The sequence below is a fragment of the Frigoribacterium sp. CG_9.8 genome (assembly GCF_015751965.1).
Taxonomy (GTDB): Bacteria; Actinomycetota; Actinomycetes; order Actinomycetales; family Microbacteriaceae; genus Lacisediminihabitans.
Map to the genome: position 1 here is coordinate 570,518 of NZ_JADOVH010000002.1, position 21,766 is coordinate 592,283.

At 64.0% G+C, this 21,766-nt stretch carries 22 protein-coding genes; 5 read left to right on the forward strand and 17 right to left on the reverse strand.

Translation table 11 applies throughout. The features are described from left to right. Positions 1 to 32 precede the first annotated feature (32 nt). The 5 genes from IWX88_RS07510 to IWX88_RS07530 form a co-directional block, all read right to left on the reverse strand. Complete coding sequence (locus tag IWX88_RS07510; protein ID WP_196828777.1) at positions 33 to 248, reverse strand: hypothetical protein; 216 nt, start codon at positions 246 to 248, stop codon at positions 33 to 35. A gap of 122 nt (positions 249 to 370) precedes the next feature. Continuing rightward, complete coding sequence (locus IWX88_RS07515; protein ID WP_196828778.1) at positions 371 to 853, reverse strand: heme-degrading domain-containing protein; 483 nt, start codon at positions 851 to 853, stop codon at positions 371 to 373. Between the two features lie 10 nt (positions 854 to 863). Beyond that, positions 864 to 1,316: an NUDIX domain-containing protein gene (locus IWX88_RS07520; RefSeq protein ID WP_196828780.1), complete on the reverse strand. Its 453-nt coding sequence runs from the start codon at positions 1,314 to 1,316 to the stop codon at positions 864 to 866. Beyond that, positions 1,317 to 3,398 carry a S9 family peptidase gene (locus IWX88_RS07525; RefSeq protein WP_196828782.1) on the reverse strand — a complete coding sequence of 694 codons (2,082 nt, stop codon included), beginning with the start codon at positions 3,396 to 3,398 and terminating at the stop codon, positions 1,317 to 1,319. It lies immediately after the preceding gene. A gap of 96 nt (positions 3,399 to 3,494) precedes the next feature. Beyond that, positions 3,495 to 4,259: an SDR family oxidoreductase gene (locus IWX88_RS07530; protein WP_196828784.1), complete on the reverse strand. Its 765-nt coding sequence runs from the start codon at positions 4,257 to 4,259 to the stop codon at positions 3,495 to 3,497. A 128-nt stretch (positions 4,260 to 4,387) separates the two neighbouring features. Between IWX88_RS07530 and IWX88_RS07535 the strand changes: the two genes are divergently transcribed. The 4 genes from IWX88_RS07535 (at position 4,388) to IWX88_RS07550 (ending at position 7,187) form a co-directional block, all read left to right on the forward strand. Continuing rightward, positions 4,388 to 4,864 carry an NfeD family protein gene (locus IWX88_RS07535; protein WP_196828786.1) on the forward strand — a complete coding sequence of 159 codons (477 nt, stop codon included), beginning with the start codon at positions 4,388 to 4,390 and terminating at the stop codon, positions 4,862 to 4,864. Between the two features lie 2 nt (positions 4,865 to 4,866). Then, positions 4,867 to 5,856 carry an SPFH domain-containing protein gene (locus tag IWX88_RS07540; protein WP_370568249.1) on the forward strand — a complete coding sequence of 330 codons (990 nt, stop codon included), beginning with the start codon at positions 4,867 to 4,869 and terminating at the stop codon, positions 5,854 to 5,856. 34 nt (positions 5,857 to 5,890) lie between these two features. Next, positions 5,891 to 6,727: a glycerophosphodiester phosphodiesterase family protein gene (locus tag IWX88_RS07545; protein WP_370568236.1), complete on the forward strand. Its 837-nt coding sequence runs from the start codon at positions 5,891 to 5,893 to the stop codon at positions 6,725 to 6,727. 94 nt (positions 6,728 to 6,821) lie between these two features. Then, positions 6,822 to 7,187, forward strand: a complete 366-nt coding sequence (locus IWX88_RS07550) for an RNA polymerase-binding protein RbpA (RefSeq protein ID WP_196828788.1) — start codon at positions 6,822 to 6,824, stop codon at positions 7,185 to 7,187. Between the two features lie 89 nt (positions 7,188 to 7,276). Here IWX88_RS07550 and IWX88_RS07555 read toward each other — a convergent pair whose 3' ends face one another. From IWX88_RS07555 to IWX88_RS07605, 11 genes are all read right to left on the reverse strand, one after another. Continuing rightward, positions 7,277 to 8,002: a polyprenol monophosphomannose synthase gene (locus IWX88_RS07555; protein ID WP_196828790.1), complete on the reverse strand. Its 726-nt coding sequence runs from the start codon at positions 8,000 to 8,002 to the stop codon at positions 7,277 to 7,279. Next, entirely contained in the window at positions 7,995 to 9,644 is a 1,650-nt protein-coding gene (lnt, locus tag IWX88_RS07560; protein ID WP_196828792.1) for an apolipoprotein N-acyltransferase, read from the reverse strand. Before lnt ends, IWX88_RS07555 begins: the two co-directional genes overlap by 8 nt. A 62-nt stretch (positions 9,645 to 9,706) precedes the next feature. Next, the gene (locus IWX88_RS07565) at positions 9,707 to 12,160 is read right to left on the reverse strand and encodes an RNA helicase (protein WP_196828794.1); all 2,454 of its coding nucleotides are present in this window, start codon (positions 12,158 to 12,160) and stop codon (positions 9,707 to 9,709) included. Then, positions 12,157 to 12,918 (reverse strand): twin-arginine translocase subunit TatC, encoded by a 762-nt coding sequence (gene tatC / locus IWX88_RS07570; RefSeq protein ID WP_196828796.1) that lies wholly within the window; start codon positions 12,916 to 12,918, stop codon positions 12,157 to 12,159. Before tatC ends, IWX88_RS07565 begins: the two co-directional genes overlap by 4 nt. Positions 12,919 to 12,996: 78 nt before the next feature. Continuing rightward, entirely contained in the window at positions 12,997 to 13,263 is a 267-nt protein-coding gene (tatA, locus tag IWX88_RS07575; protein WP_196828798.1) for a twin-arginine translocase TatA/TatE family subunit, read from the reverse strand. Positions 13,264 to 13,341: 78 nt separating this feature from the next. Then, positions 13,342 to 13,677: a hypothetical protein gene (locus IWX88_RS07580; RefSeq protein WP_196828800.1), complete on the reverse strand. Its 336-nt coding sequence runs from the start codon at positions 13,675 to 13,677 to the stop codon at positions 13,342 to 13,344. Continuing rightward, on the reverse strand, positions 13,677 to 14,723 hold the full coding sequence (locus IWX88_RS07585; protein WP_196828802.1) for a YafY family protein: 1,047 nt from the start codon (positions 14,721 to 14,723) through the stop codon (positions 13,677 to 13,679). Before IWX88_RS07585 ends, IWX88_RS07580 begins: the two co-directional genes overlap by 1 nt. Further along, complete coding sequence (locus tag IWX88_RS07590; protein WP_370568238.1) at positions 14,716 to 15,759, reverse strand: helix-turn-helix transcriptional regulator; 1,044 nt, start codon at positions 15,757 to 15,759, stop codon at positions 14,716 to 14,718. Before IWX88_RS07590 ends, IWX88_RS07585 begins: the two co-directional genes overlap by 8 nt. A gap of 78 nt (positions 15,760 to 15,837) precedes the next feature. Continuing rightward, positions 15,838 to 16,791 (reverse strand): FKBP-type peptidyl-prolyl cis-trans isomerase, encoded by a 954-nt coding sequence (locus tag IWX88_RS14215; RefSeq protein WP_196828804.1) that lies wholly within the window; start codon positions 16,789 to 16,791, stop codon positions 15,838 to 15,840. Between the two features lie 39 nt (positions 16,792 to 16,830). After that, entirely contained in the window at positions 16,831 to 17,934 is a 1,104-nt protein-coding gene (locus tag IWX88_RS07600) for a tRNA (adenine-N1)-methyltransferase (protein ID WP_196828806.1), read from the reverse strand. After that, positions 17,931 to 18,605, reverse strand: a complete 675-nt coding sequence (locus IWX88_RS07605) for an HAD family hydrolase (protein WP_370568239.1) — start codon at positions 18,603 to 18,605, stop codon at positions 17,931 to 17,933. Before IWX88_RS07605 ends, IWX88_RS07600 begins: the two co-directional genes overlap by 4 nt. A gap of 115 nt (positions 18,606 to 18,720) precedes the next feature. Between IWX88_RS07605 and IWX88_RS07610 the strand changes: the two genes are divergently transcribed. Then, a complete protein-coding gene (locus IWX88_RS07610) occupies positions 18,721 to 19,719 on the forward strand; it encodes a proteasome assembly chaperone family protein (protein WP_196829004.1) in 999 nt (332 codons plus the stop codon). Positions 19,720 to 20,425: 706 nt separating this feature from the next. Here IWX88_RS07610 and mshC read toward each other — a convergent pair. After that, complete coding sequence (gene mshC / locus IWX88_RS07615) at positions 20,426 to 21,766, reverse strand: cysteine--1-D-myo-inosityl 2-amino-2-deoxy-alpha-D-glucopyranoside ligase (protein WP_196828808.1); 1,341 nt, start codon at positions 21,764 to 21,766, stop codon at positions 20,426 to 20,428.

The following is a 21,766-nucleotide window of genomic DNA, read 5'->3' on the forward strand; positions in this document are numbered from 1 at the left end:
AGAATATCCCCGACTTGACATAATGCGCATTATCAGCGCTTTTGCCAGCAGCAGAAGCTGGGAGCCCCCGCACGAAACCCTTGAATAGAGGCGCCCGAGGCATCCGCCGCAATCTGGGATACTTGGGACATGTCGATGTTTCTTTCGCTGGTCCGGTCCGCCGGAATCGCCGTTTTGATCGTGATGGCCGTGCTGGTCGCTGTTACCGCACTCATCGGAATCATCGTCTCGTTGTCACCAACGCTCATCCCGGGTTTCTTACAAAGTTGATCTGCTGCCTCGCCAGCTCAAACAGTGTCTCGACAGTGCGGTCCTCCGCGTCGTCTTTTCTTGACATGATGTTTACTTGACATAACGGCGCAGCCCGGCACTACTGGTCGCTGAGGCCGAGAAATCGCTCGATGGCTTCGACCACGAGGCGGTGATCCGCATCCTGGGCGAGGCCCGATACGGTGACGGTGCCGATCAGGCCCGAATCGCGGATGATGATTGGAAACGCACCGCCATGCGCCGCGAACAGCAATGAATCGTTCCATTCGCGCGTCTCGAAGGGTGTTCCGGTGGCGCGATGGCGCAGTCCGACCAGAAAAGAACTGTTGCCGAATCGCCGCGCTGTGCGCACCTTGCGATCGATCCACTGGTCGTTGTCCGCGGCGGTGCCGGCCAGTGCGGCATGGAAGAGCTGCTGGTCGCCGCGGCGGATGTCGATGGTGATCGCAAGGCCGCGCTCGGTACCGAGCGCAACCAGGATGCATCCGAGTTCCCACGCATCGGCGTGGCTGAACCGGGCGAAGACGAGGCGCTCCTCCTGTGCTTCGATCTCGGCGATGAGGCGGGCGGTGTCTTCGGTCACGGTGAGCCTTTCAACAGGGCGGTAACTGGTTGCGGATGAGGTCGAGCAGTTCGGGAGGACGAAACGGCTCTGTCGTGCTGGTGAGTTCGTCGAGCGTCCACCAGCGGGTCTCGAGCACGTCGAGTAGTTCTTCGGCGGTCCAATTCTCTCGTGACGGCTGGAAGCCCGTGGTACGCAACAGGTAATACTCGGCATGAGCGGTGTCGTGGTCTCCCCCGGCGTAGTCCGGCACGAAATCTTGGCGCCAGACCGGTTCGCCGAGGTCGGAGATGTCGAGGCCCGTCTCCTCGAAGAGTTCGCGCCGAGCGCCCTGGGCATGGGTCTCCCCCGGCTCTACTCCCCCACCGGGTGTAATCCAGCGTGTGCGCTCGGCAGGCACCGATCCAACCGTCAGGTACAACAGAATTCGATCCTGCTCATCGAAGATCAGGATTCGGGACGTGAGGCGATGTCGATTCCGCACTTAGACGCCCGGACTCGTGACGCCCGGATTCGCAATGCCCGGATTCGCAACGGACGGCAGGTATCGCGCCCACCAGTCCAGCACGGCCTCGAAGCGCTGCACGCGGTGTCGTGGTCTTCCGCTGCGACTCAGCTCGTGATTCTCCCCCGGAAAGATGAGCAGTTCCGTCTCGACACCGTTGCGCTTCAACGCTGCGTAAAAGCGTTCGCCCTGGCTGAGTGGGCAGCGCAGATCGTCCTCCGAATGGATCACCAGCGTTGGAGTGGTCACCTGGCCCGACAGCGCCTGCGGACTCTGCTGACGCATCCGCTGCGGATCCGTACCGGTGTATTCGTCGCTGAAGAACGAGCCGATGTCGGAGGTGCCGACAAAAGTCTCGGGGTCGAGGTAGCCGCGTTCGACGATCGCTCCGGCGAAACGGTGGTCATTGGCGATGATCCACGCGGTCAGATAACCGCCATACGAGCCGCCCATCACACCGATGCGCTCTCTGTCGAGTGCGGGGTGACGTGACAAAGCCCCCTCGAGGAAGTCGATCACATCCGTGAAGTCGACAGTGCCCATTCGCTGGCGCGTGGCACGTCCGTGCACCTCGCCATATCCGGCCGACCCGCGCGGATTGCACATCACCACGGCGTAGCCCGCGTCGACATACACCTGCGCCTCGTCGAAAAATGAGACTCCCCACTGGGCGAATGGTCCGCCGTGAATAACCAGCAGCACCGGATGTGGTTCCCCTTGGTCGATCGGTGTCAGAACCCAGCCGTGCACATCGCTGCCATCGTGCGCGGTCACCGACAGCTCCTGAAGCGGAGTCACCCCGCCGCGGCGCAACCCCGCGGAAAAGTCGGTGAGCGGATGCGACCCGCTCGCGGTGACGAGACCGAGCTCACCCATCGAGGATGGGGTCGTGTAGGAGACCACGATCGTGTTTGCCCCGGTGCTGGCATTGTGGCTGGCCGCTGTTCCGTGCACTTCGAGATCGCCGGTGACGAGAGCGGTCACCGTGCCGTCGAGTGCGATCCGCAGCAGATGTACCCGCCCACGGTCGAGGCGGTGCACGAGGGCTCCCTCGGCTGTCACGATCAGCTCGCCGTCGAGCTGAACTGTGGCCGAATCGGTGAGCCGTCGCGCGGCCTCGGTTGCCGCATCCTGCACCCAGAGTTGATCTCCACGTCCGACGAAGTCGATGCCGCGCTCGCCCAGATCAGCACCGATGAACCACAGCTCGCCACTCGGAGAATATTCGACGCTCGAGATACCGTAGCGGCGGTGGTGGCCGGTGACCTGCACTGCGGCCGGTAGCTCCCCAGCAGGCGTTTCGAGAGTGAGCTCGTAGACGTTGTTGGCGAGGTCACGGTCACGATCGGGATGCCGCGCCGACACCACCGCGAGTGTTCGGCCGTCCGGCGAGAAGGCGAGAGCTCCATGGTCGAAGTCTCCTTCGGTGAGCCGGCGCGGCAGGGGAACCCCGGTGGATGCGTCGGGCTCCGGATGCTCGGCCGAAGGTGCCGTCGGGTAGCCGGGCTCGTCATCCACGCTGGGCACATCGATGAGGAAGACCTGGCGACGCCGATCGGTCGTGTAGCCGAACCCGTTGGAGCGGTACTTGAGAGTGCTGATGCGACGGGGCGGCTCAGAACCCGGCCCGAGGTGCGCGACGGTGCCGTAACGTCCGTCCTCGGCGACCGCAGCGGTGAAGGCGATCTTGCGGGAGTCCGGGGACCAGCGCCAGATGCCGATGCCCAGTTTCTGATCGGTCAGCTGCACCGGCTCTCCGCCAGGTGCAGCCATGACGTACAGCTGTGCCGGACCGTCGGTTGGCGACCGGACAAACGCGAGTAAAGCGCCGTCCGGTGAGAACTGCGGATAAGAATCACTGATCCCGCGGGTGATCCGCCGCGCACCGGAGCCGTCGACATCGACACCGACATCGACACCGACATCGACACTCCACAGTTGCCCAACCGTGCGGTCCGCATCAAGATCCGGTCGCGAGACCGCCACGACAGCACGACTGCCATCCGGGTGGATCGTGGGGCGGGATACGGTGGACAGCAGGGGAAGATCTGAAGGCTTCATCGTTCCCATGCTAGCCACCGCGACACAGATGCTATCGGCCGCGACACAGGGCAGCCCAGAGCTGGCGGGAGAACCCCGACGCGCGCCCCGACAGGATCAGGCGGTACCGAAGCCGCTCACGTCCCCGACCAGCCGGGTGTGATCGGTGGGGATCGGCTCTACCGCAGCCAACGCGATCTCCGCGGCGAACTCGCTCACGTTGAACAGGCGGCCGGCCGAGCTCTTGCGTGCACTGATCGCCCCGGGATTGGCCCGCTCGAGCAGTGTGGCGGTGATGGTGCCCTCGATCATGTCACCGGAGACCACGACCAATCCGATGCCCGCAGCATCCAGGATCGTGATCATCGCCAGCAGCGCATCCTCACCCGCCCGCTTGCTGAGTGCCACGGGAAGGTACTCCGGCATCGTGGGGGTCGAGTGGATGAAGTGCGCCTGGTGGCTGGTCACGAAGATCACGCGGGATCCGGGCGAGAGCAGTGGAAGTGCGGCAGTCAACAGGCTGACCTGGGCGTCGCGATTGAGCTGCATCGCGTAATCCTCGGCCATTCCGGACTCCATGCCGCCGGAGGCATTCATCACGAGGATGTCGAGGCCGCCCCATTCGCTCGTGATGGTGTCGAACAGCCCGGTGACCGACGTCGGGTCGGTGAGGTCCGCGCCGATGGCGATCGCGGATCCGCCTGCGGCGATGATCTTGTCGACGAGCTTGGTTGCGCGGGCCTCTTTGTTGCGGAAGTTGATCACGACTCTCGCGCCAGCCTCGGCGAGGTAGGTGGCGGTGTCGGCGCCGATGCCGCGGGAAGAGCCGGTCACGAGGGCGCGGAGCCCGTCGAGCGAACCGGCGGCGAGGGGATTTGTCACGGGATGGCTCCTGAAGTCGAAAGGGCGGTCGAGGCGCGAGCCACGGGTCACGAGAATAGCAAGATCAGGCGGTTTTACGGGTGCCGGTGCTAGTTTTAGGGGACACGAGTGGCAAGGGGCACCGCTGAATGATCGCTGATTTTTTCACGATGTACGCCTGGGTCTTTTGGGTGGCGCTGTTGCTGGTGTTCGTCATCGTCGAGGTTCTCACCGTCGATTTCACCTTTCTCATGCTCGCGGGTGGCTGTGTCGGCGGTCTCGTGGCAGACCTGCTCGGTGCGCCGTTCTGGGCGCAAATTCTGCTTGCGGGGATGCTCTCCCTTCTCTTTCTGTTTATTGCGCGGCCGGCTATCAAGCGCTCACTGGGCCGTGGGTCCGATGCCACCCCGACTAATGTTGCCGCCTTGATCGGAGCCGCTGGAACGGTCACTACACCTTTTGTCGACGGGCAGGGCCACGTCAAGCTCGCGAACGGCGAAACCTGGACAGCTCGTCTGTCGCAGGCCACCACGAATCGACCGGTAGATACCGGTGAACGCATCGTCGTAACGGCGATCGAAGGGGCAACCGCGATAGTGGCGCCCTCGGAAGGAACAGCACTGTGATCATCGACCTGTTCGGACAAATCATTCTCGTGATCGTGATCATCATTGTCGCGATCTTCGTACTGGCCATTCTCTTCAGGTCAGTGAAGATAATCCCTCAGGCTCGCGCCGGAGTTGTCGAGCGACTCGGCAAATATCACAAGACCCTCCAGCCGGGACTCAACATCCTTGTGCCGTTTATCGACCGGGTGCGACCGCTCATCGATATGCGTGAGCAGGTTGTCTCCTTCCCGCCACAGCCGGTGATCACCGAAGACAACCTGGTCGTCTCGATCGATACTGTCGTGTACTTCCAGGTGACGGATGCCCGCGCGGCAACCTATGAGATCGCCAATTACCTGGGCGCTGTCGAGCTTCTCACCACCACCACACTGCGAAACGTGGTCGGATCTCTCAACCTCGAGGAAGCCCTCACCAGCCGCGACAATATCAACGGACAGTTGCGCGTCGTACTCGACGAGGCCACTGGCAAGTGGGGCGTTCGAGTCGGTCGTGTCGAGCTCAAGGCCATCGACCCGCCAGTCTCCATCCAGGACTCGATGGAAAAGCAGATGCGCGCCGAGCGCGATCGTCGGGCACAGATTTTGACCGCTGAGGGAACAAAGCAGGCTGCGATCCTGCAGGCTGAGGGTGCAAGGCAGGCCTATATTCTCGAAGCGGAGGGCGCAGCCAAGGCTCAGGTGCTGCGCGCCCAGGGTGAGGCTGAGGCGATCCAAACGGTCTTCAAGGCAATTCACGATGGAGATCCCGATTCGAAGCTGCTCGCCTACCAGTACTTGCAGATGCTCCCGAAGATTGCGCAGGGTGACTCCAACAAGCTCTGGATCATTCCGTCGGAGCTCACCGAGGCGATCAAGAGCATCACTGCTGGCTTCGGTGCGAGCCTGACGGGGAATACCGGCGGAAATGCCGGCGCTCACACAGCGACTCCCCCGACATCCGCTCCGGTGACACCCACTCCCCCGCCTGCGACTGACTCACCAGTCATCTAGGCAGTTTTTTCGGATCGTTCGATGAGAGGAACGCGTGGTCGAGCACGGCCCGGCCGAGCACGGCCCTGTCGAGAACGGCCCTGTCGAGAACGGCCCTGTCGAGAGTCTCAACGGGTTTTTTGATGGCCCGCTGCCCCGCATCTTTGCGCATCGGGGGTGGGCGGCGGATGCTCCGGAGAACACGCTTCTCGCCTTCGCGGCCGCGCTCGCACTCGGCATCACCCACTGTGAGACCGATGTTCACGCATCCGTCGATGGCGTCCCCGTCGTCAGCCACGATGCCGATCTCGCTCGCACAGCCGGGGTTGCCGGGCGCATCGACCAACTCTCGTTCGCCGAACTCCAGAAGATCGACCTTGGGCGTGGTCAGAGCTACCCGAGCCTGCAGGAGGCGCTGTGTGCGTTTCCCGAGGCTCGATTCAACATCGACCTGAAGTCGGACGGAGCGGTGGCGCCAGCCGTCGAGGCGATTCGTAGCGCACAGGCGACGCACCGCGTGCTTCTGACCTCGTTCGACAATGCGCGCAGGCTGCGTGCGGTGCGATTGTTGCCGGGTGTTGCGACCTCCGCATCCGCCCTGCCGTTCGCCATTGCCCTGCTCGCGGTGACGCTCGGAATCGTGCCACTCGCGCGGCACGTGCTTCGTGGCATGCAGGCCGTGCAGGTGCCAGAGCGAATTCGGGGGCTTCGCGTGGTCTCCGCCCGTTCGGTGCGGCTGCTGAAGAAATGCGGTGTGGAGGTGCACGTGTGGACGATCAACGATCCGGCAGCTATGACACGACTTCTGGATCTCGGTGTCGATGCGCTCATCACCGATCGGCCGGATCTCGCCCTCGAGATCATCAGGGCCCGGCTCGCAAGCAGGGAGTAGCCTGTGAGTTCGCTGGTATCACCGCGCAATGGAAATGATTTGCCCAGCTTGGGGGTTTATAACTGGAGGTTGAAACGCGAGAGAGGACCACACAATGGCGGATCGCAGTTTGCGCGGAATGAGGCTCGGGTCTCAGAGTCTTCAGAGCGAAGAAGGCGTCACCTTCTCCCCGCGAAAGAAAAGTACCTACCAGGCAGCGGACGGGTCTACGTTCGAGGTGACCTTCTCATCAGATGCGGAGGTCCCTACGGTCTGGGAGTCTCCGAAGAGCGGCCAGGAGGGTCGACTTCTTGGTGAAGATGGCGTCCAAGTCGAGCCGGAGCCGTCAGACGCGAAGGTTCCCCGCACCCACTGGGACATGCTCCTCGAGCGTCGTACTCGTGACGAGCTGGAGGAACTGCTTCAGGAGCGTCTTGATTTTCTTCGGGCACGCAAGGGTCAGCACAAGGTCGGCGCGTAGCGTCTGATCCGAAAAGAACGTGGCTCTACCGGGCCTAGCCGATTGTCGCTCACGCGGCAGTCGGCTATTTTTCTGAGCGCCGACGCACGCTACTTCGTCATCGCGGAGCGAAGGCCGAAAATACCCCACAGCGTGACCCGCAGCAGGGCCTCGAGAACGATACCGGCGTGCATCTTGGAGCGTCCAGCTGCGCGTTCGATGAAGACGATCGGATGTTCGACCACGATTTTTCCCGCCCGCTCCAGCCGCCAGGCCAGCTCCACCTGAAAGCAATAACCCTGCGAGGAAACCGCGGACAGGTCGAGCCATCGCAGTGCATCAGCGCGGTAGACGCGGAATCCTGCGGTGATGTCGTGGATGTTTGAACGCAGCACGATGCGGCAGTAGACGTTGCCTGCGCGGGAGATGACCTGCCTGATCCACGGCCAATTGCGCACCGATCCACCGCTCACCCAGCGTGAACCGATGACGAGGTCTGCATCCCCGGCGGCAAGGCTGAGCATAGCCGGGAGCACTGACGGATCGTGTGAGCCGTCGGCATCCATCTCGATGACGTAAAGGTAGCCGTTGTCGAGGGCGTGTGCGAAGCCGGCCAGATAGGCGCGCCCGAGGCCGTCTTTCTCTGCCCGGTGCAGCACGCTCAGGCCCGGATCGGTTGCGGCGAGTTGGTCGGCCAGGCGCCCCGTGCCATCCGGACTCGAGTCGTCAACCACCAGCACGTCGGCCTGCGGCACGGACTGGCGGATGCGCCCGAGTATCATCTCCAGGCTCTCGATCTCGTTGTAGGTCGGGAGGATGATGAGGGCCTCAGCCACGGCGACTCCGCTCTCGCGTTGTTCTGTTCTGGTTTGTAGTGTTTGGGTTTGCGCTGTTTGGGTTTGTGCTGTCGCGCAGTCTGCCGGCCCGGTGCTGACGCGGTGCCAGCAGCATCCCGACCAGTAACACGACGAGGCCGAAGCCCGTGATGATCCATTCGAATTGGCGACCGGCGAACATCGCGGGCGTGATGGTGGTGCTCAGCGGAATAGTCTCGACCAGGGCGCCGCGCGTGAAGGTGGGAAGCGTCGCGATGACCCGGCCATCAGGAGCAAACATGGCACTCACCCCGACCGTGGAGCTGTTCACCACACTGCGTCCGGTCTCGATCGCGCGCAGACGGGCGATAGCCACCTGCTGTGCACTCTCGTCGGAGCGCCCGAAGTCGGCGTTGTTGGTGGGGGCGAGAATGAACTGCGCTCCCCCGTCGACCATCTGGTGGATGAGTCCGTCGTCGACGATGTCGAAACAGATGGCGAGCCCAGCCATCGCCCCGTTGATATCGAAGACGTTGGAGCGCTTCCCGAAGCTGTAGTCACGTGGCACGAGGTCGAACAGGCTCGGCGCCAGTGGATACCAGAAGGCGCGATCGGGCAGATATTCGGCAAACGGCACCGGATGGATCTTGTCGTACTGGGCGACCGCACCCGCGCCGTTCTTCCAGAGCAGCAGGCTGTTGAATGTCTGGCCGGCACCGTTTTCGGTGATGGTGCCGGTCACGAGTGGGGCATTCATCTGCCGGGAGACGAAGTCGAGGGTCTTGGCAGCCTGCTCGCTTCTCAGCGGATCGATATCGGAGGCATTTTCGGGCCAGACGACCACATCCACTTTTTTGCCCAGAATCGGCACTGTGGCCTGCAGGTGGTCGTTGAGGCTGTCTCCCGGCCGGACTTGGGCGAATAGCCCGGAGTTGGAGTTGCCCTGAACCGCTGCGACACGAATACTTCCGGAGGAGAGGACTGGCCACGCCGGAAACAGCGCGGCGATGAGGAACGCGGTTGCCGCGATCATCCCCCGAGTCGTCCAGCGCACCCGAGTCGTGCGCACGGCTTGAAGCAGCACTGCGCTGAGGAACGCGATGACGAAACTGACCCCGGAGATTCCGAGCCATGCCACAAGCGGGGCGAAGGTGCTGTCGGATTGGGAGAAGGCGAGGCGACCCCAGGAGAAGCCGCCATAGGGCCACACGCTGGTGACGGCTTCACGAAGCACCCACAGTGCGGCGAGCACCGCTGGGAGGCCAATGAGCTTGCCCCCCGGTCCCGACCACACGCGGGGTACATGGCGCCAGGCCAGCGCCATGAGCACGCAGCCCAGTGCGAAGAAGATCGATTCGAGCCCAGCGAGGGCGAGCCACGGCACCGGTCCGAGATAGACCGTTAGCCAGAGGATGTGGTTGCCGAAGAACGCGAAGCCGCCCACGAATCCGACCAGCAGCGCCGACCACGCCCGGCGACCGTTGAGTGACCAGAACATCAGCGCGGTGCCGATGAAGATGAGCGGCCACCAGCCGAGCCCGGGGAAAGCGGCCGCATTGGCGAAGCCCGAGATCGCTGCGAGAAGAATCGCGGCGGTGAGTGGAAGTGGGCGCCTCAACCATCCGGGGGCAACCCCTCTGCGGGGTGAGAGGCTCGAACGCACCCGTCAAGCTTAAGTGGAGGTTGCGATCACTGCAGCCAGCTCACCCTGGTTAATCGCCCGTGTCAGGCAACCGAAGAATAGGCCACAATCCCACGGCGGATCGATTCCAGTGCCTGCCGCGCCGTGCGCCCGACGGTGCCATCGGCCACCACGGAGAGCTGGTCGAGTAGGTCGATCGTCTGCTTGGTCATGCGCACGAAGTCTCCCGCGGCGAGTTCCGATTCCATCAGCACCGAATCGAGGGGCACTCCCTGCGCCCAGCGGTTCATCGCGAGTGACAGGCCGGTGGACAGCGGGTTGCTGCCGGGGAGCTTGTGGTCGCGCTCGATGTCGTCGAGCTTCGACCACAGGTCTGTTGTCTTCTCGAAGGCTGGGCGGAACGCACCCTTCGGCAGGTAGCGATCCGATGTCTGACCTTCATCGCGTCGCGGCTCGTAGACCAGGGCGGCGGCCATTGCCGCGAGTCCGGCGGGATCCAGATCAGTCCAGACACCGCGCCTCAGACACTCGGCCACGAGCAGGTCACGCTCACCGTAGATCCGCCGCAGCGTGCGCCCGTGCACGGATGCCGTCACCTCGCCATTCTCGGAGCGCAGCAGGTACCCGAGCTCGAGCAGCACATCGGTGACGCGGTCGAAGATGCGGGCAACGGCGCCGGTGCGGGTCTGGATCTGGCGGCTCAGCTCATCCGTCTGCTTCTTCAGCTTCCACCAGCGTTCCGCCCAGCGTGCGTGCGTCTCGCGGTCATTGCAGGTGTGGCAGGGGTGCTGCTTGAGCCGCTTGCGCAGGGCGGCGAGCTGGTTCTGGCGCTTGTCCCGCTCGTTACGACTCTGCAGGTCGGCACGAATAGCCCCCTTGCGTTCTAGATCGGTGAGCTCACGACGGATGCCCGAATACTCGCGGAAATCTCCGAGGTGGCAAGTCATCGCCTCCTCGTACCCCCGAAGGGACTCCTCCTGCGATCGCACCTTGCGGGCGAGATCCACGACGGCGCGGTCGGCCTGGAACTGCGCGAACGACGACTCGAGGATGTCGCGGGCACGTTCGCGGCTGAACTGCTCGATGAGATTCACTGCCATGTTGTAGGTGGGTGAGAAGCTGGAGTTGAGCGGGTAGGTGCGGCGGGAGGCCAGCGAGGCCACCGCCTGGGGGTCGAGCCCCTCCTGCCACTGGATCACCGAATGGCCTTCGACGTCGATTCCGCGGCGACCGGCACGTCCGGTGAGCTGGGTGTACTCCCCCGGCGTGATCGGCACGCGGGCCTCGCCGTTGAATTTCTCGAGCTTCTCGAGCACGACGGTGCGTGCGGGCATGTTGATTCCGAGAGCGAGGGTCTCGGTGGCGAAGACGGCCTTGACGAGCTTCTTCTGGAAGAGTTCTTCGACCACCTCCTTGAACGCGGGCAGCATGCCAGCGTGATGGGCGGCGACGCCGCGCTGCAGTCCGTCGAGCCACTCGTAGTAGCCGAGAACGGCGAGGTCTTCATCGAGAATGGTGCGGCAGCGTTCCTCCACGATGTCTGCGATCTCGTCGCGCTCGAGCTGGGTGGTGAGTCGCACACCGGCGCGGAGTACCTGCTTGACGGCCTGGTCGCAGCCCACCCGGCTGAAGATGAAAAAGATGGCGGGCAGCAGATTGCGCTCCCCCAGCATTGATACGACGCCGGCGCGATCCATCTTGAGGTCGTCAGGACGTCCACCGCGGGAGTGCCGCCGGCCGACATCCTGCATCTGGCGCGAACTGATGGTGCGCCCGCCGTATCGCGCCATCTGCACAAGTTCGGGGTTCACCCGGTGGGTGGGAGTGCCGGGAGGATCCCCCGGACCGGCCTTCGTCGTTGCGAAGAGGTCGATGAGCTTGGTGCGCATGATCACGTGCTGGTCGAGCGGCACCGGACGCTCCTCCGAGACGATCACCGCTGTCTCGCCGCGCACCGCCTGCAGCCAGTCGCCGAACTCCTCGGCGTTCGAGACGGTCGCGCTGAGCGAGACCAGCCGCACCGACTGCGGGAGGTGGATGATGACCTCCTCCCACACCGCGCCGCGGAACCGATCCGCCAGGTAGTGCACCTCGTCCATCACGACGAAGGAGAGATCTCTCAGCAGGTCGGAGTCGGCGTAGAGCATGTTGCGCAACACCTCGGTGGTCATCACCACGATGCGTGCCCCGGAGTTGATATTCGTGTCGCCGGTGAGCAGTCCCACCTGGTCCGCACCGTATTCGGCGACGAACTCCTGAAATTTCTGGTTGGACAGTGCCTTCATCGGTGCGGTGTAAAACACCTTCGCCCGTGGTTGCTGCATCGCGAGGAACACCGCGAATTCGGCCACGATGGTCTTGCCGGCACCGGTCGGAGCCGCGACGAGCACGCTGTCTCCACGCTCGAGCGCGACGCAAGATTCGATCTGGAACGGATCGAGGTCGAAGGATTGGTTGCTGCGAAACATCTCGACGCGCGGGGTGCCGCGCCGTTCGCGAGACGCGGCGAAACGTTCTGCGGGGCTCAGCCCGGTCATGCGGCGGCCGCGCCGCCGAGGTCGTCGGCCAAGCGGTCGGTGCGTTTAGCCATGACCCGGTCCCGCCACAGGGCAATCGAACCGGCGAGCAGATACAGGAAGATCATCGGCACCGAGAGTAGGAACATCGATGCGACGTCTGCCGAGGGCGTTGCGAGCGCGCAGAACACGAAGATGGCGAGAATCGCCCAGCGCCAACTGCGGAAGATGCTGACTCCGGAAATGATCCCGAGGAAGTTGAGCAGCACAAGGAACACCGGAAGAACGAACGCGATTCCGACCGCGAGAACGAGCTTGGTGACGAAACCAAGAAAGTCCTTCGCCTCGGTGATGGCTGCATCCTGGGTCGGCACGAAGGAGTTGAGCACATCCACGATGTGCGGGAAAACCCACCATCCGGCGGCGCATCCCGCAAAGAACAATGGCACAGCCGAGAAAAAGAACCCGAAGGTGTAGCGCTTCTCCTTCTTGGTGAGCCCCGGCACGATGAATGCGAAGATCTGATACAGCCACACCGGGCTGGAGGCGATCACACCCACCGTGATCGCAATCTGGATGTGCACGTCGAACGCCGCACCGACAGTCGAGTAGTTGAGCGTCGTATTGCCATGGGTCTTGGCGATCGCCTCGATTGGAGCGCGGATTGCCTTGAGTACAAAGTCGGCGACGAGGAAGCCACCCACGGCAAAGACCACGATAGCGATCGCGGAGATGAAGAGTCGTTTGCGCAGCTCAATCAGATGCTGGCCGAGAGACATCCGGCCTTCACGGCCCGCACCCCGCTCACTGCGGGCAGGCTTCGTGCGGGACGGCTTAGTGGCGGTAATGGGCTATCGCTAGGGCTTAGCCGAGGGATGCGCGGAGTCGGTCGATTCGCGCACCTCTAACGGCGCGTGACTCTGCGACGCGTGACTCTGCGGTGCATGATTATGCGGCGCAGCGTCGGCGGGCGGTGCCACCTTCTCCTCCGCCTTGACCTCGTTCTTGAAAATCTTCATCGACTGTCCGACGCTCTTTGCGAGGCCTGGGAGCTTGGTGGCTCCGAAGAGGAGCACGACGATAACCAGAAGTACCAGGGCGTGCCAACCGGTGAGATTTGCCATGGGCGAGATCCTTAGGAGTCGAAAAACATATCTCAGAGAAGGTTACCGCGTATTCGAATCACGCGCCTGTTATTCGGCTCAGAACCACCGACGGGAATTCGCATCGACGCGCGTGAGGGCGCGGCCACGAGCTATGCGGACTGCCTGCCTGGCATCGCGGCGGAGTGCGGATGCCTCCCGCACGCGTCGTCGTCGTGCTCGCACAGCGGAAAGGTTCTGCAGGATCGCGAGTTCGTCGTCGCTATCGAACTCCGTGATGGCGGCAGCCGGCAGCTCCGTCGTGCCAGCAAGCGTGCCCACATCGGTGAACACTGTCACGGCCTTGCGAAACAGGCGCCACGCCGCGATGACGAACACGGCGACGAGTGCGAGGGCGAGACAGGTCCAGATGACGAGCCATGACCACCAGGGCATCAGCGTGTGTCGTTTTCTTGGCCGGCGTCTTCCGCATCTCCTGCTGCGGCGTCTTCTGCGATGTCGTTTGCGGGTTCATAGCGCGCCGCGCCCGCCGCCGCCCAGTCTCTGACCGCGCGCCGGGCATCCGCTGGCTCGACCACCGTGACCATGCCCGGGAGCCCGCCGACGAGACGTTTGAGCCCGTGATAGTGCGAGACCCGAAGCTCAGTACGGTTGCGACCGCCCACCAGAGTGCTTTCCGTGCCGTCGGTGAAGTAGTCCGCCAGAAGCGGAGCCGCTGACGGAGCGACATCGATCGTGACTACCAGGTCATTTGCTGAGCCCTCAAAGAGCGTGTCGGGCAGGTGCACGTCGGCCGCATGCGTGGTGATCGGCTCGGTGGTGACGGTGGGGTTGCCGATGCGGTCGATGCGGAAGGTGCGCACCGCCTCGCGCAGGTGGCACCATCCGCGCAAGTACCAGTCGGCATCCATCGATTCGATCCGCAGCGGGTCGACCCGGCGACGCTCGTGCTCACCGCGCGAGTTGATGTAGTCGAACTGCAGTTGCACGCCGGAGGCGACCGAAGTGCGGATGAGTGCAAGCGTCTCATCGGTCTCCGATGCCCCAACCGCGAATTGGCTCGGGAGGGCGGATGCTCCGCGTGAGAGCTTGGCCATGAGGCTCGCGATGGCGGTGCGATCGGAATTCTCCGGCAGGGCCGACAGGTACTGCAACCCGGCGATGAGGGCGGCTGCTTCGCGCCCCGAAAAGCGCGGTGCATCGTCGATGGCCACGAGATTGGTCAGCACGATCTGGTCATGGTCTTCGAAGTCGTCCCAGGCGAGATCGAACAGGTCGCCGTGCTGGTACTGGCCGGTCTCACCGGGGATACCGGAGACGGCGATGAGCTTCACCGCCTCCCGCACCTGCTCTGGTTTCACGGCGAAATGGCGCGCGGCATCCTGCACGCTGATGCGCTCGTGCTCCATGAGAAACGGCACGAGCGAGAGGAGAAAAGCGAGTTTGTCCTGCGCCTGCAGCGGTGGGGTTCTCTCAGCCATGGTTGGTCCCTTCGGCACCGGGTGCACCGGCGGTGCTCGGGTCGGCAGCGTGTTCATCAACCGTGCGCAGCAGGCGACTGTGCACCGCTGCACGGAGCGCTGGCGGAGAAAGCACGAGCGCCTCTGGGCCGTATCCGGCGAGTTCGTCGGCGAAGATATTGACGTCGGAGTAGTGCAATCGCAACACACCGGATGGCAGTCGCAGGCTGCCGCGGCGTTTGAGCAGGCGGGTGCCCGCATCGGAGTCGGGGACCACCTCGACGTCGGCGGTGTGGGACTCCCAGACCTCGTCGAGTTCTGCGAGGGCGTGCGCGGTCTGATCGCCGCTCGGTGCTGGGAAGGTCGCGCCGGTGGTCGTCACCTGGCTCACAATGCGCCGAAGCAGAAAGGTCTTGGTGATCTCGGTGCCCGGCTCCGCAGCATGCAGGTGCCACCGGCCCTGATGCTGCACGAGCGCGAGCGGGGCGAGCTCCCGCACCCGCGCCTCGGCCTCCCCGGGCTTCAGGTAGGCGAAGCGCACGATCGCGTTGCGCTCGAGAGCGGCGCGCAACGGCTCGAAAGCGGCATCCCGCAGGCGAATCCGAGGCGCATAGCCCAGCACCGGCTCATCGGAGACGAGCCCGAGTCCCTTGAGTTTGATTATCGCGCGACGGGATTCCCCGGAGAGCGATCCCTCTCGCCACACCAGAGCGGCGAGGTTGAGCAACGTGGACTCCCCGGGCGAGAAGGTGATGTCGTCGGGCAGCTCGTAGCTTCCGCGCGGGATGCGATACCGCAGGTTCTGGTTGTTGCCGGACTGGCCCGGGGAATCCACGGTCTCCAGTGGCACTCCCAGGTCGCGGATGTCATCTTTGTCGCGTTCAAACTGGCGCTCGAGATTGGCGTTGTCACCGCCGGCACGGTAGCGCTGGCGATACCCCTGCACGGTCGCGAGTACTTCGTTCTTGGTCAGGCCGGTCTCGGTCGCAAGAAGAGCGAGCACGAGACTGAACAGCCGCTCCTCGACGGGAATTTTGGAAACACTTGGAGTTGGCACGGCATCCTGGCTGGAAATGAACTCGGAGGACACTCGGCCTGTGTCCGGATGGGGCCGGCTGACCGGTCGGAAGGTAACTTACCCGGCGATGCCGAGGATGTCCACGACGTAGACGGCGGCATCATCGGTGGGGGCCTTACCGGCCCCGTCAGCGGTCGCCGCAGCTTTCGGCGGCAACACTGCGAGCACCTGGGATCCGACCGTCTGGCCGATCAGGGCTGTGCTCAATCCGGTGGAGACGCTGGCCGTTCCGACCTGCAGAATTGAGGCCTGGCGATCGGTCCAGGTCGAATCGAAGACGGTCTTGGTGCCCCAGCCGATGGCGGTGTACTTGACCGCAACGAACTGCTCGCTCTTTACGGTCTCTCCCGAGCCTTTCTTCAGCACGTTGACCTTGGCGGTCTTCGGTGCTGCACTGGCGGGAACACTGATGCCGGGAGTGCCCTCGGCCGTCAACACGACCGCTGGCATGCCGTTGACCGGGATCTGGTCATCCCCGTCGGCCTTGGCGAGGAAGGCATCCTTCACGTCGACGACATAGACGAAGGAGTCGTTCTTACCGATGCCATTGGTCGCATCGGCGGTGCCGCCGTGACTGTCTTTCGCCGATCCGACGATCGCGATGCGGGATCCGACCTGAGCACATTCGAGCCCGAGGCTCACGGCGGGGAAGGCGGATTTGCCCGCGGTGATCAGGCTGCCGCCCGTGGCGTTGTAGCTGGTCGTCTGCAGCGGTGTTCCGTTGGCACCGTTGAGAATCGTGACCTCGAGGATTACTGGCTGGCCGGCGCCGATCGGTGCACCCGTGCCCGCGATGATCGTGGAGACCTGTGAGGTCGCGGAATACAGGGGCGTGGGGAAGGTCACCTTTGGCGCAGCCCCGAACTTGCCGGTCGCCGCGACGACAGAGGATGCCGCACCAGAGGTCAAGCTCCGATCGCACCCGGCGATGCTGGCTTCGGTGCTGCTCGCGCAGGCCGTCAGTGAGCCGAGTAGAGCAATGGCAGCTATCAGCGCCGTGGTCTTACGCACGAATCCTCATTTCGATCACGATCGTTGAACGGGGTAATTCTAGAGTGACGGGGCGGTCGGCACGTCCGCAGGGGGCGAAACTACCGGCCTGCGGGGCGGCGTTGGTGCACCATCCGCCTCGGTAGCTGCAGCGATCACTGCTGTGGAATCTGCCTCGTTATCTGCTGCGGCGATTGCGTGGCCAGCAGTGGCCTGGGCCGCCCTGGCAGTCTTCCGCAGGCGCTTGTCGGTGACCGAGCGCTCCCCGAGCGCCCCCGGGGTCCAGGCTTCGACATCCTCATCGGAGTAGTCCGACTTGGAGAGCCTGCGCTTGACCTGTGGCAGCACAGTGTCGGGCGCGAGGCGGCGGGCCGTCAGCAGGAAGCCAGTGTGAGCGACCATGCGGTGGTCGGGGCGAACGGCGAGACCCTCAACGTGCCACCCGCGCACCATTGTCTCGGAGGAATCCGGATCGGTGAACATCCCCGTTCCACGCACAGCTTCGGCAACCCGGGAGAGCTGTGTGACCGTGGCGATGTAGCAGAGCAGAACGCCGCCGGGGGCGAGAGCATCGGCGACGACTCCGAGACACTCCCAGGGGGCGAGCATGTCGAGCATGACGCGGTCAACCGATCCGTTCTGCACCGCCGTGGGAAGTGATTCGACGAGGTCACCGACCGTCACGGTCCAGTTCTCGGGTTCCGCACCGAGGAATGAGACGACGTTGCCGCGGGCGACATCCGCAAACTCTTCGCGACGTTCGAAGGAGGTGAGGGATCCGGTTGGTCCGATGGCCCGGAGCAGCCACAGGCTGAGCGCGCCCGAGCCGACGCCGGCTTCGACGACGGTGGCACCGGGGAAGATGTCACCGAGGCTGAGGATCTGCGCCGCATCCTTCGGGTAGATGATGGCAGCCCCTCGGGGCATCGACATCACGAAATCGTTGAGCAGCGGGCGAAGGGCGAGGAACTCGTCGCCATTGGTCGCGGTGACGACCGAGGCATCCGCGAGCCCGATCAGGGCGTCGTGATCCACCATGCCGCGGTGAGTATGAAAGACCTTGCCCGGTTCGAGGGTGATGGTGTTGAGCCGGCCTTTCGGGCCGGTGAGCTGCACGCGGTCTCCGGCGCGAAATGGCCCACTCTGGCGTCGAACGGCGGTCACGCGACATCCGTTCGTCTCGAACGCAAGACCTCCGACAGATCGGCGATACCCCGGCCGGCGAGGGTGGGCCAGATCGTGTACCCGCGCCCGTGTTCGAGCGGGGAATGCAGCGGCACACCAATCGCGGTGGCCCCAGCGGCGACAGCGGAGGCAAGCCCGGTGGTCGAATCCTCGATGGCGATGCACTGCTCGGGATCGACCCCGAGCAACTCGGCGCCAATCAGGTACGGCTCGGGATGCGGCTTGCTGTGGGTGACCGAATCACCGGCGACGATGTGGTCGAAGGCGCTAAACGGAATGAAGGACGCGACATGCTCGGCCATCCGCCGAATGGACATCGTGACCAGGGTCATCGGAACACCCGCGTCCCGCAGCTCGGCCAGGAGTTCGAGAGCCCCCGGACGCCACGCGACCCCGGTCTCGATCTGCTCCATCACCCGGTCGGTGAGGCGGTCGACGATCTCGTCTTCGGTGAGTTCGACTCCGCGGCGCTGCAGGATGCTCGCGGCATGCCAGAGTCCGGATCCGACGAGGGTGAAGCCGTCCTCCTGTGTCCAGGTGCCACCGTATGACGCGACGAGCTCGGCCTCCGCGGCGAGCCAGTACGGCTCGGTATCGACGAGGGTGCCATCCATGTCCCACAGGACGGCGGCGGGGAGGAGTTCGGTCACGAGCACCAAGTTTAGACGGACAGGGGTTCTATCCTTGACGAAGGGTAAGTCATGGGCCACAGCCGGCCGTCCACCGAAACGTGACCCCAGAGGGTAGCGAGTGCCAAACGCGGGAATGTTGAATGGGCGACTTCTGGTCGTCGCCTTCGAGGGCTGGAACGATGCGGGGGAAGCCGCAAGCGGGGCGGTCTCGATGCTCAAGGACCTGCTCGACCTGTATCCGATCGCCGAGATCGATGCGGAGCGGTATTTCGACTACCAGTTCAATCGGCCGACCGTGGCGCAGGATGATAAGGGCAATCGCCTGCTTATCTGGCCGACCGTTGTCACCTATGGGCCGACACAGGTGCTGGGTCAGCGGCTGGCGGGTGCCGGCTCTGACGGTGCTGATGCTGCTGCTACTGGCGCTGCTGACGATGCTGACGCTGCTGGCGCTGCTGCTGGCGCCATCGGTGGAAACGCCTCGAACATCTACCTGCTGCTCGGCACCGAGCCATCGCGTAACTGGAAGAGTTTCACCGCTGAGATCATGGCCACCATCACCGAGAACGAGATCACCGGCGTCGTGTTCCTCGGTGCAATGCTCGCCGATGTGCCGCACACTCGACCAATCTCGGTCTTCGTCGGCAGTGAGAATGTGCAGTTGCGCGCGCAACTCTCGGTGGAGAAGAGCACCTACGAGGGGCCGGTCGGCATCCTCTCGGTGCTCGGCGAGGCTGCGGAGAAGGCCGGGATTGCCACTGTCTCGATCTGGGCATCCGTGCCGCACTATGTACACAATGCACCGTCGCCCAAAGCAACACTCGCGATCATCGACAAGCTCGAGGAGCTGATCGACGTGGTGATTCCGAGGGGGGAACTGGTGGACGAATCTGCTGCCTGGGAGGGCGGGATCGATGTGCTCGCGAGCGAGGACGAGGACATGGCGACCTACATCACGCAGCTTGAGCAGGCGAGGGACACGGTCGACTCCCCCGAAGCGAGCGGCGAGGCTATCGCGCAGGAGTTCGAGAAGTACCTGCGGCGCCGTGATGGCAAGGCGGATGGGCGCGGTGCGGGCGGACCTTCTGGTCCGCCGTCCCTTCCCCCCGACGACCGCGGCCCACGCGAGTAGCGCCCGGCGGTATCCGGACACAGCCGTGAGTCGGACGTCCGCCGACCCCTACGTGCAGTCGTGTCCGAGTTGCCCGAAATGGTTGCTATCCAGTTGGGGATAGCGGCCATTTTGGGCAACTCGGCGGAACTGCCACTGCCGCAATCACCACTCCCGCGATCACCACTGCCAGGAATGCACAACTCCTGCAATCTGGGGATGCTTCGATGCCCACACCTGCAGCTCCGGGAGCGGCGATGCGTCCGCCAAAAATTGCAGGAGTTATGCAGGAAGACCATCGTCTGCTGTGCACCAGAAGCGCGCCAGAACTGCATCAGAAGCGCATCAGGAGCGCGTCAGAATTGCATCAGGAGCGCGTCAGCAATCCGCCGTGCACGATTCGCCTCGGTTTGTTTGAATGACCACAGCCTGCGGGACTAGCCTCCGCGATATCTTCCGCCGTGGGTGCAAAGCTGTGGTTGCACCTTCTACCGTGGTCGCATGGTCATGGGTGCACTTTTTGTCGTGGGTGAAAGGCCGTGGTGGGAGATATGGCTGCTCGCGGCAGCGGGGCATCGCGGACGGCGTTACGTCTCCTGCCGCGAGGCTTTTTCTCGGCCGTGACGTCTTTATGTGCGGGATTCACGTCCAGTAGCCTCGCGGTGAGCTACCCCTGAGCTGCCCCACAGCACGATACCCACTCGTGCCGGGCGGAGCACGCCGAAAGTCAGGGTGCGAGACGGATGCCGAGCAGCGCGTCGAGCGCGTCGATTGCGGTCTGCGTCGCGGCTGCCCCACTGCGGATGTGAGCGTCGAACGCGGCGATCGCCCCTGGAGTGTCGAGGTCGTCGGCCAGGCGTTCGCGGAGCTCTGTAAGGAGAGCGCCGTCACCCGAAGCACCGCCCGAAGCACCGCCCGACACTACGCCACCCTCGACAAGAGCACTGTCACCCGAAGCGCTGTCACCCGAAGCACCCTTGACCTCACCCTCAATTGCCGTGGTCGCAGCCCACCCCATCCAGGAGATGAGCCGCTGCTCTGCGCTGCGGAGGTGGGCATCCGTCCACTCCCAATCGTTGCGATAGCGCTCAGATAGCAGGGCCAGCCGGATGGCCCGGGGATCCGCTCCGCCGGCGACTAGGCGCGAAACGAGCACGAGATTTCCAAGAGACTTGCTCATTTTCTCGCCCTCGTGGGCGACCATGCCGGCATGGGCATAGATTCGGGCAAGCGGATGCCCGGTGAGTGCGGCCGCATGACCCGCGCTGAATTCGTGGTGCGGAAACACCAGATCCCGCCCGCCGCCGTTCACCGTGAGCGGCGTCGGAAGGTGTGCGAGCGCGATAACGGAGCACTCGATGTGCCATCCCGGTCGTCCGCGGCCGAGTGCAGACTCCCAGGCCGGCTCGCCGATGCGTTCCGAGCGCCAGAGCAGCGGATCGAGCGGATCGCGTTTGCCTGCACGCAGCGGGTCTCCCCCACGTTCCGCGCTCAGGGCGAGCATGGTCGCTCGATCCAACGAACTCTCCTGCCCCAGGTGCCAGGCAGTTGCGGCAAAACCACTGTCGAAATAGACGTCATCGGCGGCACCCGCACTCGGCACGTGGTAGGCGGAGCCGTTTTGCAGCAGAACCTTCACCGCATCCGCCACATCCGGCACCACGTCGGTGACTGCCACATATTCGTCCGGCGGAATGATGCAGAGGTTCTCCATGTCACCACGGAATAGCTCGATTTGGGAGGCTGCGAGCTCCCGCCAGTCCACGCTGTCGCGCGCGGCACGTTCGAGCAGCGGATCGTCGATATCCGTGGTGTTCTGCACATAGCGCACCTCAAGGCCGGCATCCAGCCAGACGCGGATGAGGGTGTCGAAGGCGAGATAGGTCGCGGCGTGGCCGAGGTGAGTGGCGTCGTACGGAGTGATACCGCAGACATAGATACTCGCGATGCCCGGCGTTGCGGGGTACGGACTCGCCTCAACCAGACTCTGAGTCGCCGAATCGAAGATGCGGGGAAAGACTCCGGTCCCGGGCAGGCGGGGAACTGTCGGACGGGACCAAGATTGCAC